Source organism: Blastocatellia bacterium, assembly GCA_035275065.1.
In the GTDB taxonomy this organism is placed as follows: Bacteria; Acidobacteriota; Blastocatellia; order UBA7656; family UBA7656; genus DATENM01.
This window is the reverse complement of record DATENM010000090.1, coordinates 151490-168715: the sequence shown is the minus strand read 5'-3', so window position 1 is coordinate 168715 and position 17226 is coordinate 151490. Positions and strand designations below refer to the sequence as shown.

At 61.6% G+C, this 17226-nt stretch carries 16 protein-coding genes; 9 read left to right on the top strand and 7 right to left on the bottom strand.

The genetic code is table 11. The features are described from left to right. Positions 1–117: 117 nt before the first annotated feature. The 3 genes from VJ464_21430 to VJ464_21420 all read left to right on the top strand — a co-directional run bounded on the left by VJ464_21430 (position 118) and on the right by VJ464_21420 (position 2262). Positions 118–444 carry an NADH-quinone oxidoreductase subunit A gene (locus VJ464_21430; protein HKQ07703.1) on the top strand — a complete coding sequence of 109 codons (327 nt, stop codon included), beginning with the start codon at positions 118–120 and terminating at the stop codon, positions 442–444. Positions 445–546: 102 nt separating this feature from the next. After that, positions 547–1086: an NADH-quinone oxidoreductase subunit NuoB gene (gene nuoB / locus VJ464_21425; protein ID HKQ07702.1), complete on the top strand. Its 540-nt coding sequence runs from the start codon at positions 547–549 to the stop codon at positions 1084–1086. 84 nt (positions 1087–1170) lie between these two features. Beyond that, complete coding sequence (locus VJ464_21420) at positions 1171–2262, top strand: SAM-dependent methyltransferase (protein HKQ07701.1); 1092 nt, start codon at positions 1171–1173, stop codon at positions 2260–2262. A 3-nt stretch (positions 2263–2265) separates the two neighbouring features. On the opposite strand, the gene malQ is transcribed toward VJ464_21420, so the two are convergent. Both malQ and VJ464_21410 read right to left on the bottom strand, forming a co-directional pair. After that, a complete protein-coding gene (gene malQ / locus VJ464_21415; protein HKQ07700.1) occupies positions 2266–3846 on the bottom strand; it encodes a 4-alpha-glucanotransferase in 1581 nt (526 codons plus the stop codon). A 182-nt stretch (positions 3847–4028) separates the two neighbouring features. Further along, complete coding sequence (locus tag VJ464_21410; protein HKQ07699.1) at positions 4029–6041, bottom strand: hypothetical protein; 2013 nt, start codon at positions 6039–6041, stop codon at positions 4029–4031. Positions 6042–6661: 620 nt separating this feature from the next. On the opposite strand from VJ464_21410, the gene modB reads away from it, so the two are divergent. Both modB and modC read left to right on the top strand, forming a co-directional pair. After that, positions 6662–7318 carry a molybdate ABC transporter permease subunit gene (modB, locus tag VJ464_21405; protein ID HKQ07698.1) on the top strand — a complete coding sequence of 219 codons (657 nt, stop codon included), beginning with the start codon at positions 6662–6664 and terminating at the stop codon, positions 7316–7318. After that, positions 7315–8466 carry a molybdenum ABC transporter ATP-binding protein gene (gene modC, locus VJ464_21400; protein HKQ07697.1) on the top strand — a complete coding sequence of 384 codons (1152 nt, stop codon included), beginning with the start codon at positions 7315–7317 and terminating at the stop codon, positions 8464–8466. The genes modB and modC overlap by 4 nt, the downstream gene beginning before the upstream one ends. Here the strand turns inward: modC and hpt are convergent. Together hpt and VJ464_21390 are read right to left on the bottom strand one after the other, a co-directional pair. Further along, on the bottom strand, positions 8463–9002 hold the full coding sequence (gene hpt, locus VJ464_21395; protein ID HKQ07696.1) for a hypoxanthine phosphoribosyltransferase: 540 nt from the start codon (positions 9000–9002) through the stop codon (positions 8463–8465). The two genes, modC and hpt, sit on opposite strands and share 4 nt — an antisense overlap. A 407-nt stretch (positions 9003–9409) precedes the next feature. Continuing rightward, complete coding sequence (locus VJ464_21390; GenBank protein ID HKQ07695.1) at positions 9410–9988, bottom strand: hypothetical protein; 579 nt, start codon at positions 9986–9988, stop codon at positions 9410–9412. Positions 9989–10316: 328 nt separating this feature from the next. Between VJ464_21390 and rnz the strand changes: the two genes are divergently transcribed. The 3 genes from rnz (at position 10317) to VJ464_21375 (ending at position 12765) form a co-directional block, all read left to right on the top strand. Beyond that, on the top strand, positions 10317–11228 hold the full coding sequence (rnz, locus tag VJ464_21385) for a ribonuclease Z (protein HKQ07694.1): 912 nt from the start codon (positions 10317–10319) through the stop codon (positions 11226–11228). A 26-nt stretch (positions 11229–11254) separates the two neighbouring features. Continuing rightward, on the top strand, positions 11255–11701 hold the full coding sequence (locus VJ464_21380; protein HKQ07693.1) for a holo-ACP synthase: 447 nt from the start codon (positions 11255–11257) through the stop codon (positions 11699–11701). A 185-nt stretch (positions 11702–11886) separates the two neighbouring features. Continuing rightward, a complete protein-coding gene (locus VJ464_21375) occupies positions 11887–12765 on the top strand; it encodes a B12-binding domain-containing protein (protein ID HKQ07692.1) in 879 nt (292 codons plus the stop codon). Between the two features lie 56 nt (positions 12766–12821). On the opposite strand, the gene VJ464_21370 is transcribed toward VJ464_21375, so the two are convergent. From VJ464_21370 to VJ464_21360, 3 genes are all read right to left on the bottom strand, one after another. Continuing rightward, positions 12822–13412: a LamG domain-containing protein gene (locus VJ464_21370; GenBank protein ID HKQ07691.1), complete on the bottom strand. Its 591-nt coding sequence runs from the start codon at positions 13410–13412 to the stop codon at positions 12822–12824. Continuing rightward, positions 13360–13887, bottom strand: coding sequence for a hypothetical protein (locus tag VJ464_21365; protein HKQ07690.1), 528 nt, complete (start codon positions 13885–13887; stop codon positions 13360–13362). The genes VJ464_21370 and VJ464_21365 overlap by 53 nt, the downstream gene beginning before the upstream one ends. Before the next feature lie 181 nt (positions 13888–14068). Then, positions 14069–15583 (bottom strand): RNA polymerase sigma factor RpoD/SigA, encoded by a 1515-nt coding sequence (locus VJ464_21360; GenBank protein ID HKQ07689.1) that lies wholly within the window; start codon positions 15581–15583, stop codon positions 14069–14071. Between the two features lie 232 nt (positions 15584–15815). Here VJ464_21360 and VJ464_21355 point away from each other — a divergent pair, with 232 nt between their 5' ends. Beyond that, positions 15816–17222, top strand: a complete 1407-nt coding sequence (locus tag VJ464_21355) for an AarF/ABC1/UbiB kinase family protein (GenBank protein HKQ07688.1) — start codon at positions 15816–15818, stop codon at positions 17220–17222. The last annotated feature ends 4 nt before the right edge of the window (positions 17223–17226 follow it).

The following is a 17226-nucleotide window of genomic DNA, read 5'->3' as shown; positions in this document are numbered from 1 at the left end:
AGGTGAGCAATGACCAACGTCGTGGCGATGTTGCTTCAGTCGCAAGGTGCAGCCGCCGGCTCGGCTCCCAGGACCGCCAGCGCGCCGCCCATCTACGGTTACATCCCGCTGATCATCATGTTCTTGATTGCCGTGCTGTTGCCCTTCGCGCTGCTCGGGGCTTCGCGGCTGGTGCAGCGGCGCGTCTATGGCCGCGACAAGCTGCTGCCGTACGAATGCGGCGTTGATCCCATCGGCGACGCCCGCGAGCGCTTCTCTGTGCGTTTCTACATCGTCGCGATGCTGTTTCTGGTCTTCGACGTCGAGACCATCTTTCTCTTTCCCTGGGCGATCATCTACGACAAGCTGGCGCTCTTCGGGCTGGCCGAGATGCTGATCTTCATCGGCATCCTGGTCGTCGGTTATTACTACGCATGGCGCAAGGGAGCGCTCGAATGGGCCTAGCGATTGCGGATTGCGGATTGCGGATTCCCGAATTCGATTCTGAAGATGATCCCCAGTTCCAGATTCCGCAATCCGCAATCCGCAATCCGCAATTGAGGCTTTATGGTTAAACAACGAGAAGAAGTCATTGAATCGTCGAGCGGCATCATCACGACGACCGTCGATTTCGTGTTCAACTGGGCGCGCAAGTCGGCGCTCTGGCCGATGACCTTCGGGCTGGCCTGCTGCGCCATCGAGATGATGGCGACCGGCGCGTCACGCTTTGACATGGATCGTTTCGGGGCCGGCGTCTTTCGCCCCAGTCCGCGGCAGTCGGATTTGATGATCGTCGCCGGCACCCCGACCTTGAAGATGGCGCCGGTCATCAAGCGCGTCTGGGATCAGATGCCCGAGCCGAAGTGGTGCATTGCCATGGGCGCGTGCGCCTCGACCGGCGGCCCGTTTCCGACCTATTCGACGTTGCAAGGGATTGACCGCATCGTGCCGGTTGATGTTTACATACCGGGCTGCCCGCCGCGCCCCGAAGCCTTGCTCTATGGCCTGATGCGCTTGCAAGACAAGATCATGCAGGAGCACCCGACGCGCTTCGTCTTCGGCCGTGGCAACGTCACACAGGCCGAGGTCGAAGGCGCGAACGCTTAGCACCGGCGAAGCGTCGAATAATCTAGAAGCGCAGCGGCGACCGCCGGCTGCGCTTTTGTTTTTGCCGGAGAAGATCGGACGTCTATGCCGACGCCGCTTGAGCGCAAGCTGATCGAACGCCTACGCCGCGATGGCCCATTATCCTTCCGCGACTTCATGCAGGCGGCGCTTTACGACGCGGAGCTTGGCTATTACAACACCACGCGCTTGAAGATCGGCGCGGCGGGCGATTACACCACCTCAAGCAATGTTCACCCGGCGTTCGGCGCTGTGCTCGCCCGCGCCTTTGCCGAGCTGTGGCGCAGCCGCTTTGCCGGTGAGCCGCTCTTAATTGTCGAGATCGGCGCCGGCACGGGACAGCTGGCAGCGGACTTGCTCGCGGCGCTCAGCGATGAATCTGCAACGCTGTTTGATGAGGCGCGCTATGTCGTTGTTGAACAGAGTCCGGTGATGCGAGCGCGACAGCGCGAGCGGCTGGCAGGCTTCGCCGGGCGCGTCGAGTGGCGCACGCTTGCGGAGATTGAGCGCGAACCCGTAACCGCGATCTTTTTTGCCAACGAGTTGATCGATGCGCTGCCAGTGCATCGCCTGCGCTGGAAATCAACAGGCGTTGAAGAACAGTTCGCTCGCGTCGAAGGCGAGCGGCTGGCGCTTGCGTGGTCGTCGCCTTCAAGGCCGGAGCTAACGCGCTACCTTGAGCGATTCGGCGTGACGCTTAAAGAAGATCAGATCGTTGAAGTCAATCTCGATGCGCTGGCGTGGCTCGCACAGGTATCGCGTGCCATGCGCCAGGGCTATCTCGTGACGATTGATTACGGCGACGTGGCGGCGCACCTCTACGCGCCTGACCGCGCCAGCGGCACGCTGCGGGCATTCTATCGCCATCAACTCATCGATTCGCCGCTCGCGCGCATCGGCGAGCAGGATTTGACGGCGAGCGTCAACTTCACGGCGCTCATCGAGCATGGACGCGATTGCGGGCTAGAGACCGTAAGCTACGAACGACAGGCGGCATTTCTGCTGCGGCATGGATTGATCGAGCGCCTCGCGGCCCTATGCCGCGCAGACGAAACGCTTGAGGACGTGAAGGCGCGGCTGGCGATCAAAAACCTCTTCGTGCCCGGCGGCGCGAGCGACAACTTTCGCGTGCTCATTCAAGAGAAAGTTGCCGGTTGATGCTTAATCGGTCGTCGTGTGTTTCGGCTGGTTGCGACCGCGCACATAGATTTCCGTCAGGCGGCGCAAGCGCTTGCCGATCTTGCCGGTCAGCGCCCCCGGTTTCATGCGCCAGCGCCAGTTGCCCGAAGTGCTGGCCGGCAGATTCATGCGCGCTTCCGAGCCAAGTCCCAATAAGTCCTGCACAGGGGTGATCGCCATCACCGCCACCGACGCCTGCGCCGCGCGCACAAAGTCCCAGTTGATCTCGCGCCCATCGGTGTCGAGGTATTCCATGCAGAACTTCTTTTCGCGGGCGATCTGCGCCGCCGTGCGCGTCGAGCCGCGGCCCGCCCGGCTGTTGAACCAGCCGACCGCCGTGTCGTTGTCATGCGTGCCGGTGTAGACCACCGTTCTCGGCACGTAGTTATGCGGCAGGTCGGTGTTGGTGATGTTGCGAAAGCCGAATTGCAGAATGCGCATCCCCGGAAAGCCGAAGTCATCGCGCAACGCCTGCACGTCGGGGGTGATGACGCCGAGGTCTTCGGCGATGATGGGCATCTCGCCGAACGCCTCGCGAAGTTGCGTGAACAGCTCGTGGCCTGGCACTTCGACCCAGTGGCCGCGCTCGGCGGTCTGGTCGCCTGCGGGCACTTCCCACGCCGCCGCGAAGCCGCGAAAGTGATCGATGCGCGCAATGTCGACCGTGCTCAGAGTGGCGCGCAGGCGGTCTTTCCACCAGCGGTAGCCGGTGGCGCGGTGGCGCTCCCAGTTATAGATCGGGTTGCCCCAGAGCTGGCCTGTCTTGCTGAAATAATCCGGCGGCACGCCCGCTACGACTTGCGGCGAGCCGTCCGGGTTGAGCTTGAACAGCTCACGATTCGCCCAGACGTCCGCCGAATCATAAGCGACAAAGATGGGGATGTCGCCGATGATCTGAATGCCGTGTTGATTACAGTAACCCTTGAGCGCCGACCACTGGCGGTGGAAAAGAAATTGATAAAACTTTTGCGCTTCGACCTGCTCGCCTAGCGCCTGGCGCGCGGCGGTCATTGCCGTCGGGTTGCGCCGCGCCAGCTGCGGCTCCCAGGTGTTCCAGGCCGCGCCGCCGTGCGCCTCTTTCAGGGCGCGGAACAGCGCATAGTCATCCAGCCAGTTGGCGGCTTCGGCGGCAAACGCCGCAAAGCCGGCGCGCAACGATTTTCGTTTGCCGCGGCGAAAGCTCTCGAAGGCGCGCCGGAGCAGCGCCGATTTGTAATCGATCACCCGCCCGAAGTCTACGGCTTCGACAGGGAAGCGCGGGCGTCGCTTGATGTCGTCTTCGGTCAGCAAGCCGTCTTCGACCAGCCGCTCGGGGCTGATGAGCAGCGGGTTGCTGGCGAACGACGAGAAACATTGATAGGGCGAATCGCCAAAGCCGGTCGGCCCGAGCGGCAGGACTTGCCAGAGACTTTGATCGCTGGCGATGAGAAAGTCCGCGAAGCCATAGGCTTCTTCGCCCAGGTCGCCGATGCCGAAACGCCCGGCGAGCGATGTCGGATGCAAGAGCACGCCACTCGATCTTGAAAAGCTCACCGTAACCTCCGCTGTGATGACAGGCGCGATTATACATAGGATGGGGCCGGGTGTCAGGGCCGCTAAAGGTCAGGGTGGCGGGTCAGAGAAGTAAGGCGTGATCAATAGCAAGGCCCGGCTGCGCGAACACAACCGGGCCTTACCTGGCTCAGCAGCGGCTCATTGCGGAAAGCCTGCCTGCTCGATCAACGGCTCGTACCGTGCCGCCGAAGCTATTGCTTACCGCCGGCGATTTTAAGCAAGCCGCCGCCCTTGCTCGCCTGGGCATTGGTGTTGCCAATGACGTAGAGATGGCCGTCATTTTGTGAATAGATCTTCCCGTCGGCGCCGAGCGAGGCCGGCGTGTAGGCCGCGCCAATCGCCAGTTGTTGAAAGATCTTCTTCTTCAGCGTGCCATCCGGGTTAAGGGTAAACATATTGCCGTCTTCGCTGTTGGCGTAGACGACTCCGTGAGAATCAATGGCCGGGGCATTCACACACCATTCAAAGCCGCGCGGGTGATCGCTGACGCAAGTGACCGAGCCGTTCGGCTGGCGCGTGCAACTCAGCGTGTTGGTGTTTTGGAATGCCCACTCCAGCGTCAGGTTCGGGCTCAGCGACGAGACAAAATACGCCTCGGGGTAGCCATCGGAGTTCTGCGCGTTGCGATCTTCCGGGCAGAATTGCTCGACACCGCAGTACGAGCCACCGCCATAGTGATTGTCTTTGGTAATCACTGAGTAGGTGCCATCGTGAGCGTAGATTCCCGGCGTGATATCCCAGCCGAAACGGAAGGCATTCAGGAAATTCCCGGCGGCGTCGAAATGCATCATATGCCCCTGCGCGTAATTGTAGAGTGTGTACGCGCCATAGTAGACGCTGCCATCAGGGGCGACGACCGGCGAGGAAGTCGAGTCGTCGAGTACGCGCCCCGGCCCCGATTCGTTGGTGCCGGGATCAACGCCGAGGTGCGCGCCGACTCGGCAACCGCCCGGCGCGCCGTTGGGCGGCAATTGACCACCCAGCGACACCGGCACGCCGCAGCCATCATTGAGATGGTCTCGCAACGACGCGGACCATTTCAGCGTGAGATCGGGGTTGACCGCCACCAGGTACCCATACCGCGTCGCGAAATGGGTGCGACTGATGGTGTAGATGGTGCCGTCCGAGGCCACCGCGGGGGCCACGTTGATACCCGGTCGCTGTGAGCCGCAGTTAATCGTCGTCGGCACCGCATCCGGGCTCGGTGGCCAGGGAAGCTGGCTGTTGGCGAACTGCACTTTGCATTGATCGGTCGCCGCCGGGGCACCTGGAGTCAGCGCGCTGAAGGCGACCTTCGAGATCGTGCCGTTGGCCGCAATCTTGACGAGCCAAGCTCCCACCACGTCCTTGCCCCAGGGGTTATTGTTGGCCAGCTTAATGGCGTTGTAGTACACGTTACCGGCGCTGTCGGCAGTCAGTGGCCCGGCAACGTAGGTGTTTGCATCGACATTATTGCCGAACGGATTGTAGCGGGCAACGACCGAGCCATTGGCGCGATTCAGCTTGTAAACCGTGCCGCCAAAGCCAGGGTCATAGAAGAAATTGCCGGCCAACACGCCGTGATAGACCGGCTCCCAGAACGGGCCGCCAAAAGGCACAGGCTTCCAATCACTCTGGAAATTCCACACCTGGACGAGGTGGCCGTTCTGCCAGTTGAGCCGCCTTTGATTCCAGGTCTGCGTCTCCCAGGTGGTCAGGTCTGTGTAGGTCCCCGACTTGAATTCCATGAACACGTCGTTGCCGTCAACCAGCGGCGTCTGGTAGTGAACGAAGAGGTCGGCTTCGCCGAAGACGTTCTCGCCCGACGCCTTCTCCTGTTCAACGAAGGGATCATAAACGATGTCGGCAAGCACCTGATTCGGGCTTTGCCCAACGACGTTGATGCTGCCGCTGTGGCTGGCGTCGTGGCCCCACTGCGGCCAGCTCACGCCGCCGCCGGGGGCGTCCATTATGTGGATCTGCTCCGGCTCTAAGGCGGTTGTCAACGTGCCGCCAGTGATGGCCTTCGCTCTGGCCTTCGCCGACTTGCCGGGGGCCACCGCGAAGAATAAGCGGTTTTGGGTGGGAAGCGATCTTGCCGGGCGTGGCACGAATTCTCGCTCATACTGCCCGCGGACGGATTTCGATTGACTCTGTGCCTGGACGGCGGCGCAGGCCAGCGCCATCAGCAACGGGATGGCAATGAATCTCCATGCTTTGAACATGAGTTGATCTCCTTTAGCTTTGGCGCTCTGGCGAGCGCCTGTCGAGGGTGGCTTTATTTCTACCCGCCACTCCATTACATCCTGAGGTCAGGACAGCGAATCGAATGCAGAGGCCACCGCACCCACCTTGCGATGAAAGACGGATGCGCGTCATAAGACCGCAGCTAACCCAAGAACGTGATTAAATCGCTGTGCGCTCAGGGGAGAAATCGTGAGGCACAGATCGGGCCGAATAGAAGAATCCCTTGGTATTTTTGCGAGCCTGGCGCAAGGGAGGATTGCCTGGCATAGCCCTATCCCCGTCAATCTTCCGGTGCGGCCATGCTTGCGAGGCGGATGCGGCGATCAAATTCAACGCAATCGATGTGAAACGGAGCCGGCGAGAATAGCGATCACCGCGGGCCGCATCATAGCACGCAGTGATCTAGCTTGCAAAGAAATTGTAATTTCAAATCAATTCAAAGCGCAATTACCTACAAGACGCATTCATCTGCCGCAACCCTTTTTGCGCCGCGTCGTCGCGTATCCCCTTCGCCGCGTCTCCTTTCTCCCTCGCCGCGTCGCCGCGTCGCCGTGTCGCCGCGTCGCTTCTGTGTTATCTTCATCACCCGATGGCTGCGATGGACTGGTTTCCGCTGACGCTTTCGCTGCGTGTCGCGCTGCTGGCGACGGCGATGGTCATTGTCGTCGGTGTGGCGCTCGGCTGGCTGCTGGCGCGGCGGCGCTTCTTCGGGCGCGAGTTGCTCGACGCCGTAGTGACGCTGCCGCTGGTGCTGCCGCCGACCGTGCTTGGCTACTACTTGCTGGTGCTGCTCGGACGCGCCAGTTTCATAGGCCGGACGATTGAATCATTAACCGGCGCGCCGCTGGTCTTCACCTGGCGCGGCGCGGTCGTCGCCGCCGCCGTCGGCGCATTGCCGCTCGTCGTCAAGACCACGCGCGCCGCAATCGCCGCCGTTGACCGCGAGCTCGAAGACGCCGCCCGCACGCTCGGACAGTCCGAGTGGCGCGTCTTCTGGCGCGTCACTTTGCCGCTGGCCTCGCGCGGTGTGCTGGCGGCGGCAATGCTGGCCTTTGCGCGCTCGCTCGGCGATTTCGGCGCGACGCTGATGGTTGCTGGCAACATTCCGGGCCGCACACAGACCGCCGCGATTGCCATCTACGACGCCACACAGGCAGGCCGCGACGATTACGCGCTGACGCTCGTGCTGATTCTTTCAGCCACCGCCCTGGTGATCGTTTACGCCACCAACAAGCTGGCGACCAGCGATAAATGATGCTGTCGGTCAACATCAAAAAAAGACTGAGTCACGGCGGCAACACGAAGGCCTTTGGGCGCGCGCCGGCGTCTGAGCCGGGCGCCGGCGCGGCGGGCGAGTTTCTGCTTGATGTCGCATTCACGGCCCATCCCGGCGTGACGATTCTGTTTGGCGCGTCGGGTTCGGGCAAGACGACGACGCTGAAATCAATCGCCGGCATCCTGCGCCCAGACGCCGGGCGCATACTGATCGGCGAGCAGGTGCTATTTGCTTCCGAGCGCGCCATTGATCTGCCGATCCGCCGACGGGGCGTCGGCTATGTCTTCCAGAATCTGGCGCTCTTTCCGCACCTGTCGGCGCGCGCCAATGTCGAATTCGGCATGACCCATATCGCAAAGGGCGAGCGCCGCGAGCGGGCGATGGCCCTGCTCCGCGCTTTTCATGTCGCGCATACTGCCGAGCGCCAGCCGCGCCAGATTTCCGGCGGCGAAGCGCAACGCATTGCCTTTGCCCGAGCGCTGGCCTCAGGCCCGCGCCTGCTGCTGCTCGACGAGCCGCTGTCGGCCATTGACGAAGCGACCAAGCTGGCCATCATCAGCGACCTCAAGGCGCTCAACCGCGAGCTGCGCCTGCCGATAATCTATGTCACACACAGCCGCGAAGAGGCGATGACGCTCGGCGAGCGGGTACTGGTCTTCGAGCGCGGGCGCATTGTCGCCGAAGGCGAGCCGCTCGAAGTCTTCAACGCGCCGGTCAGGGCGAGCGTCGCGCGGCTGACCGGCGTGGAGAATATCTTTCCGGGCCGCATCGTTGCTCACGACCAGGGCGGCGGCACCATGACTGTCGAGATCACTGATACAGACGGTGCCTGCCAGGTCGAAGTGCCGTTCGGGCGCGAACCGGTTGGCGCGGAAGTGAAGGTCGCTGTGCCCTCGGGCGACATCCTGCTGGCGCTCGACGAGCCACAGGGCACGTCGGCGCGCAACCGCTTGCGCGGGCACATCACGACGATTGAAGACAAAGGCGCGCGCACCGTCGCCAGCATTACGAGCGGCGTCGTGTGGCGTGCCAGCCTGACGCGCCAGGCGGTTAACGAGCTCGACCTGCGCCCCGGCAAGCAAGTCTGGCTCGCCTTCAAGACGCATTCTTGTTATCTGCTGGATTAATCATCAAAGCGCAGCGTCGCAATGTAGGGCAGGTTGCGGTAGCGCTGCTGATAATCGAGGCCGTACCCGACAACAAACAGGTCGGGAATCTCAAAGCCGCGGTGGGCAATCGGCAGGTCAATGATGCGGCGCGCCGAGCGATTCAGCAGGGCGCAGAGCGCCAGGCTTGCCGGGTTACGGCGCTTGAGGTTTTCGAGCAGGTAATTGGCTGTCAGCCCCGTATCAATGATGTCTTCGACCATCAGGACATGGCGACCGGCGATGCTCTCCTCAAGGTCTTTGGTGATGCGCACGACGCCTGACTGGCCGGCGTAAGACGAGATCGCCATGAAGTCAATTGTCGCTGGAATCGTGATGGCGCGCAGCAAATCGGCGGCAAAGACGAAAGCGCCTCTGAGAATGGCCACCAGCATCAGCTCGCCATCGGTATAAGCGAGGGAAATCTCCTGGCCAAGCTCTGAAACTCGCTCCTGGAGCCGATTCTGTGGGATCAGCGGTTTTTCCGAGAGGGTTTCACTGGTGGGAAAATTTTTCATGGAAAATTTCTTTCATGAGCGCATTTTTTAGTTGACACGAAAAAAATCTGTGCTACTATGAGCGAGCTTGGTTGGCAACAACCAGGTCCGATCCCGAGAGGTTTTGATTGAAGTCTTCAGGTTCGCTGGATCGTTGCAGTCCCGCAAGGGGCGGCAGCGGGAAAGTGAAACTTCGGTGTGATGGCTGAGACTCGCAAGAGTCTCGCTCGCCAAGAGTCTTCGGACTTTTGGCATTGGGAGTCCGCAAGGACATCCCGCATAACGCTGAGGGCTTGGAGACGGATTTCAGGATCACTCGGGATCGCTATTTTTTTGCCTGAAACCTGGCTCACCTGCACGTCCGATCCTCCTTCATCTTCCGGCTGGGTTTTCGGAAGCGAACCCGCCCGGGCACTGCCACGCGGCCGCTACTTCTGTTCGTCGCTCTCCTGCCAGGCGCTGCTGCCGGCGAATTTCTCGATCAGCTTGCGATAGTCCGCCGCATAAAGCACCTTGAGATGGACCTCCGGGTAGAGCTCGCGCAGGCGGCGGATTTTGCGATTCTTGCGGGTGACGAGCGGCTGGCGCAGGGTCGTTAATTCAATATAGACGTTGTGCTGCGGCAGGTAAAAATCGGGCGTGAAAAAGCTCGTCGCTGCGCCCGCCGCGTCCCACTCGATGGCGAAGCTGCGCGGCTCGTATTGCCACTCGATGTTATAGAAGCTCAGGATGCGCGCGAACTCGGCTTCCGATTCATTGGCGAAGCGCGCCGGCTTTGACGGTTGGGTGTCGGCCTGGCCGGCGGGCGTGGCGGGCGACCAGTCGTCGCTCGACGAGCCGATTAGCGCAACCACCTGCTGCGCGACCTCTTGATCGACGGATGAGGATTCTTTAACGACGAGGACGTGCTGGCCGTCACGCTCGGCGATTTGAATGGTGACCTCAGGGCTCGCCGTCTCGCTTTGGCGAGGCGTGCGCGAGCGCCGCTTCGAGTAGTTGGCCGTCATAAACTACCTATCAGGCTCAAACCGATTCCCGATCCTGCTCGTCGAAAGCGCAACCACTGGAGGGGGACAGCCGCGCTTCATTTTGCGAGACCCGGTTGTGCTGCCGGGAGGAGAATGATTCGCGAAGCCGCCGCCCGTTCGACCGGCTGCCGCCGGGCCGCGCTCCTCGCCTTACCGCTACTTCAAAGCACAAGACCCCTGCTTTGCGCGTCCATTGACTTCGCAAAAACAGGGGTTAACACGCCACAGTGTACCCTATCGAGCGCCGGATGACAACAATGAGCCACGCCTTCGCCGCGGCTCCGTCGGTATGCTATTGTAAAATCGCATGAAGGTCATCCCGCTGGGAACCAGTTCAGGCAAACCGACCTTGCGGCGCAACGTCAGCGCCACGGCCGTCGTGCGCGACGGCGAATGGCTGCTATTTGATTGCGGCGAGGGCACGCAGACGCAAATCAGTCGCGCCAAGCTCAACCCGAGCAAGCTCACCGCCATCTTTATCACGCATCTGCATGGCGACCACTTCAATGGGCTGTCGGGCCTGCTTTCGACAATGGGCCTCGACCGTCGCGTGCGCGAGCTGACGCTCGTAGGGCCGCCAGGCATTCGCGAATACCTGGAGACGCTGGCGCGCTTGAAGATTCTTTATGTCAATTACCCGCTCGACGTGCGCGAGTTTGCGGCGCTCAAGGCGGTGACGACGGTCTATGAAACGGACGATTATTTTGTCGCCGCCCGCCCGCTCGATCACCGCATCTTCACGCTCGGTTATCGCCTCGAAGAGCGGCCGCGGCCCGGGCGCTTCGACCTGGAGCGGGCGCGCGCCCTCGGCATCCCCGAAGGGCCAATGTATCGGCGATTACAACTGGGCGAAGATGTGCAGCTCGATGACGGGCGGCTGATCCGCTCGCACGAAGTGGTTGGCCCGCCGCGGCCGGGCAAGGCGGTGGCTTACTGCACCGACACGCGCCCATTCGCCGGCACGGTAGAGCTGGCGCGCGGCGTTGACCTGATTATTCACGAAGCCACCTACACCGACGATATGGCTTACGAGGCACGTGATTATGGCCATTCGACCGCCGCGCAGGCGGCGCAGATTGCCGGCGAAGCCAACGCTCAACGCTTGTTGATCACTCACTTCAGTACGCGCTACGCCGACGTCGGGCCATTGTACGACGAAGCCCGCGCCGCGTTTCCCGAAACGCTGCTGGCCCAAGACCTGATGGAAATCGAAGTGTAATCTATGCCACAAAGGATTTTGCGGGCTTGATTGCAAGACGTCGCGCCAACCTGCTCAAGATGATCATCGCCATCGGCATTGATATGGTAGAGATTGCGCGGCTCGCGGAAGTCTTCGCGCGACGCGGCGAGCGTTTCCGCGACCGCGTCTTTACGGCGTCCGAGATTGCTTACTGCGAGAGCCGCGCCGGTCGGATGGAGAGTTATGCGGCGCGCTTTGCCGCCAAGGAAGCGGCGATGAAGGCGCTCGGCACCGGCTGGGGCGAGGGGGTCGGCTGGCGCGACATCGAAGTGCTGCGTTTGCCAACGGGTCTCCCCTCGCTACAGTTTCATGGCCGGGCGCTCGAACGCCTGACCGCACTCGGCGCCGACCGCGCCCACCTCTCGCTCACCCATTCACGCGACCTCGCGCTGGCGCACGTCGTCTTAGAAGGCAAAAAGAAAAAGCGACGCGGCGACGCGGCGACACGGTGACGCGGCGAGAGAGCGACGCGGCGACACGGTGACACGGTGAAGGAACGACATCAAGCCTTGTTGCCAAGTTCCCCTTCTCCGCGTCGCCGCGTCGCCGCGTCGCTTGCCTTCCTCGCCGTGTACTCGCGTTGGCTTTTGCCTTTCCAGGCTCATCTCGTTATTCTTAAATTCTGCCAGAAGAAGACATGAAGCAGTCGTATTCAACCAAAGAACTAGCCGAGATGTGGGATGTCAGCGAGTCAACCGTCAAGCGGTGGGCGGACGCCGGTGCGCTGCCTTGTCGCAAAACGGTCGGCGGTCATCGCAAATTCGAGCTGGATGACATCGTCGAATTTCAAAGCCGCTGTGGGCTGGCAAAGCTGCCGGCGCACCTCGCGAATGGTCGCAGTGAATCGCCCTGCGAGTTCAAGCACCTGCTCGAAACCGCGGACTACGGGGCGCTCGCCGAGCGCTTCCGGCAGGCGGCGCTGGCCGGACAATTCGATTTCGTCACCCACCTGTTTAATAAGGCGCAAGAGTATGGCATGTCGCTGGCAACCATCGGCGAGAAGCTGATTCGCCCGGCCATGCGCGAAGTCGGCGAGTTGTGGCGCACAGGCAAGATCGGCGTGCTTGATGAGCATCTGGCAATGGTGGCGACGTGTGCGGCGCTCTCGGCGCTGCGCGAGAACGCCGAAAAGAAAGGCGAGACAGAGCGCCTGGCCATCGTCGGCTGTGCCGAAGGCGAGCTTCATCAATTGGCGGCGATGATGGTGCGTGACCTGTTAGAAAGCCAGGACTGGCAGGTCATCTATTTCGGCTCGCCGACGCCGCTCTTTTCCTTTGCCGAAGCGGTTGATCGCTTCAAGCCACAACTGGTCTGCATATCGATTACGATGGCCGATCATATCGAGCGAGCGCGGCGCGATTACGAAGACCTGCGGCGGGCCGCCGAGCGGCAGCAGACGACAATCGTTCTCGGCGGCGCGGCGCTCACCGACACGGCAGTGCGTGCGCGCTTCCCCGAATCGCATTACGTCAACTCCCTCGACGACCTGCTCGATCTCATCAAACAAGAAAGCTAGTGGTCGAAGACCGTCGCCCGCATCATCGCTCGACCCCATCGTCACGACCCGGCTTTTCATGGCTGCCGCGCCGTCCCGGGGCGGTGGGGCGGGGGCACAGGTATGATGTTGAAGCATTTCCCCGACGGCCCCGCGTCGAAGATGCGCTTGACATCGCCCGCCTCTAACACACCATTGAAGATTTCGATCTCGTCAAGCAGGTACTCGCCTAGAGTAGCAAACAGGCGGCTGCCGCCGAGCTGCAACGTCGACATGGAACTGATGTCGACGTTGCTCGGCAGGGGAGAGAAGGTTGCTACCGCTGCCCCGTCGACGTAGAAAGTTCCTACGCCGCCGGTTCGATTCACCGTGACGGCGACATGGTGCCAGCTCAAGCCCGTATTGACGATGTTGACCTGCGCCGTGGTCGCGTACGGGGTCCCGTTACCCATCACGAATGTCAGGTGGCCGTTCTGGATGTAGAAGGCGTAGCCAACCTTCGTGACCGTTGTGACCATGTCCAGCTTGTCAACAATGCCGATGACGGAATTCGGCTGGGCGCTCGCGACCCACGCGTCGATGGAGAAATTGCTGGTGCCGAATCTGAGCGCCGGATCATCGGCGACGCTCACGAAGAAATTCGCCGGGAAGAACAGCGCGCCGCCCACCTTGCCCGGCAGAGCGTTCGCCGGAAAGACGGAGCCGCCGGGTTGCGGCGTGCCGTGGCATGTCGACCACAATAGTAGTGAAGCCGGAGACCGTCGTAACGCTCACCGTCGGCGACGCGCACCCCAGTGGCGCAACGCTCACCGTCGGGCTGCCGGACAGGGTAACGCCGACCGGCAGCGCATCGGTCAGGTGAATATCGAACGCGTCGGTCGTGCCGGTATTCTTGAGCGTCACGGTGCAGTAATTATGCCCCGCGGTGTCAAATCCCGAGATGCTCTTGCTCACGACAAGCCGTGGCTCGACGACGACGGCACTGACCGAGAACTTGTTGTCTTGATCGAACGGCTTGCCACCGACGATGAACCAGAACCTATTGGTCAGTGCGGAAGGCTTGTCCAGCGCGTCCGTGCCGTAGCGAAAGCCGCCGCGCGCGGAAATCCTCAGCGGGACGTTGTCGTCGGCAAACGCGCTCACGCTCGCCGTGACTTCGATGACGACTTCAGGCTGCGCCGGGGCAAAGCTCCCGAAAGGCAGCGCGATGGTGACGAGCTGATTCGATTGTATCTAGCAATACGTTTTTCGGAAGGGGGGATGACGGGACACGGGGCCTCACAAATGCCTGGAGCCTTTTCGTGTCCCGTCACCGGGGTCGTCTTCAAGCGATAGCCAGGAACTCGCGCAGCATGTCGCCGGCCTCCATCTCGCGGAGCTTGGCGAACGCCCCGGCTTCGATCTGGCGAACGCGCTCGCGGGTGACCGCCAGGTCGTTGCCGATCTCTTCCAGGGTGCGCGGCTCGCTGTCGGAGTCCAACCCATAATGCATGCGCAGTATCTTCGCCTCGCGCGGCGTCAGTTGCGCCAGCGCCCGCTGAATCGCCGTGCGCCGCGACCAGCTCAACGCCGCTGTGAAGGGGTTGCCGGCGTCGCCCGTGTCAATGAAATTGACCGCCGTTTCGCCATTGTCGTTCGCCGGCGCGTCGAGCGTCACGGTCTGCTGCGCAAAGCCCATCGCCTCGCTGATGCGCTCGGCGTCTACGTCCAGGCGCTCGGCGATCAATTCGCTGGTCGCCGCACCGGCAATCTCGCCGCTGATCGAGCGCGACGCCCGCGCCACCTTGTTAATCAAGGTCAGCTCTGACGCCGGCAGCCGCACCACACGGCTCTGTGTGTCGAGCGCCCGCGCCATAGACTGGCGAATCCACCACATCGCGTAGGTCGAGAAGCGGAAGCCGCGCCGCCAGTCGAACTTCTCGACGGCGCGCATCAAGCCGACGTTGCCTTCCTGAATCAGATCGAGGAAGGGCAGGCCGCGCCGCGTGAACTGCCGCGCCACGGAAATCACCAGCCGCAGGTTGGCTTCTGTCATGCTCTGCTTGGCATAGCTCATGGCGTCGTAGGCGGAGTTGGCCTGGCGCGACTGTCGCAACATCTCTGTCGCCGTAACCGCGCCGCTACCGATGAGCTTCGCGGTCAGCCCAACGACATCGAAGTCAGCCGGCGCTGCCTCTGCGACAACCGGCGTTCGTCTGGCGTTTGTGTTTTTATTTGTGAGCGCGCGCGCCGCCTCAGCGCCTTCTTGGAGGATGGCGATCATGCGACGCTCGGTGGCCGGCGTAAAGACGAAAGCCCGCACCGCCCGCGATAACTGAATACGCCGGCGGGCCGCCGCGCTGCGCGCAAATCGCTTGGCGACGCGCGCGGGTTTCTTCGCGCCGCGTTTCTTCGACGGCTGCGGCATTGCCGCCGTCAGGTTTGAGTAAGCTGCCTCGATCTGCGCGAAGGCGCGGTCAGCGACCTGGCCGAGCGCCGCCGGCTTCGCGGGATCAAACCCGTCGAGCCGCTCGATGTGATCGCTGGCGGTCTGGTCGCCACGCTGCAACGCGTCGCGCAAATGTAAGCTGTATTCAACAATCAGCGGCGAGCGCGAGATCAGACGGGCCAATCGCCTGCGCGCCTGCTCGATGCGTTTGGCGGCTTTAATTTCGCCCGCTGCGTTGAGCATAGGCGCGCGACTGGCTTCGCGCAGATAGACCTTCAGCAAATCCGTATGATCCAGGTCGCCGGCACTTTCAAGCTCTGTTGATTCGGATTCAGATTCGGCGTCAAATTCTTCGTTCAAATCGGCATCCGCATATTGCGCTTCAAATTCATTATCCATTTCTTCTATCATCGTTTCGCCCTCCGTCTGCCGAGGTTCAACCACCTCCACTGATGCGTCGGTCTTTACCACGTCTCATTATACGAAAACGCTCAAAACGTGCGAAATTAAAAAAACTAATCCGAGCGCCCCGGTTGACTTATAACTTTTAGACTTTCTTAACGGTGTTAATCGCGCAAAACGCTCATTGATTGATTTATAGCTGAGTTTGAGCGAATTGGCAAGAAGCGTTAGAATGAAAGCAATGGAGCGACATCGAATCCGTCATTTCTGGCGCGCCGTCTATGTGCTGTGGACGTTGCTGACCTTTGCCGTCGATGTTGCGCTGGAAGCGAAGGGCTGGTTCGCGCGCAAAGGTGATCGCGCGGCGCGGCTGCGGCGGCAGGCGATTCGCCTGCGCGGGCGGTTCATCAAGCTCGGCCCGACCTTCATCAAGATGGGGCAGATGCTGGCGACGCGCGCCGACCTCTTGCCGCTCGACTACCTCAAAGAGCTGAGCGAGCTGCAAGATCGCGTGCCGCCATTCCCTGACCGCGAGGCGCGCGCCATTCTCGAAGCCGAGCTGGGCCGGCCCATCAACGACGTATTTGCTGAGCTTGACGAGCCGCCGGTGGCGTCCGCGAGTTTGGCGCAGGTCTATCGCGGGCGCTTGGTGAGCGGTGAAACGGTGGCGGTCAAAGTTCAACGCCCGCTGCTCGCCGAGCAGATTCATTTTGATCTCGATCTGCTGCGCGCCATCGGGCGCTTCCTGGATCGCCACCCGAATCTGCTGCCGGGCGCCGAATGGCTCGGCGCGATTGACGAGTTCGACCGCGTCATTCATGAAGAGATGGATTATCGCCGCGAGGTGGTGAATGCCGACGAGTTCCGCCAGCACTTTCGCGATTGGCCCGGCATCTACGTGCCGCGCGTCTTTCATCAGCTCTCGACCAGTCGCGTCATCGTCATGGAGTTCATCACAGGGATCAAGGTCACAGAGCTGGACGAGCTGCGCGCCAATGGTCACAGCCCGCGCCGCCTGAACGAGCTGATCTACCGCGCTTACTTCAAGCAATTGCTCGAAGACGGTTTCTTTCACGCCGACCCGCATCCCGGCAATCTGCGGGTGATGCAGGATGGTCGGCTGGCGATATTTGATTTCGGCATGGTTGGGCGCATCTCTGAAGAGTTGCAGCGGCAGATGATCGCCGCCTTCTTTCATCTCTACAACCGCGACATCAAGGCGATTGTCGCTGATTTGATGGGCCTGGGATTTCTCGCGCCCGAGGCCGACGTTGCGGCCATCGGCGCGGTGGTCGCGGAAGTCTTCGAGCGCAAGCTGAATCTGAAACTCGGCGAGGTGCGCTTCCGGGATTTAACCTATGATCTGGCGCCGGTCGTCTACGAGCATCCGATCACGACGCCGGCGCGCTTCACCTATCTGATCCGCGCCATCATGACGCTGGAAGGCATCAGCATGGTGATGAACCCTGAGTTCAACTTCTTCGACGTGGCGCGACCCTACGTGAAAGAGTTTATGTTCCGCCGCGAGTCGTCGCACCTGCGACAGATGGCGCTCGATTCGTTGCGCGATGCGCGCACGGGCCGCCTCGATTGGGGCCGCCTCTGGGCGATGGCAAAGATGGCCTACGCGCTCTACATCGGCAATTGATACG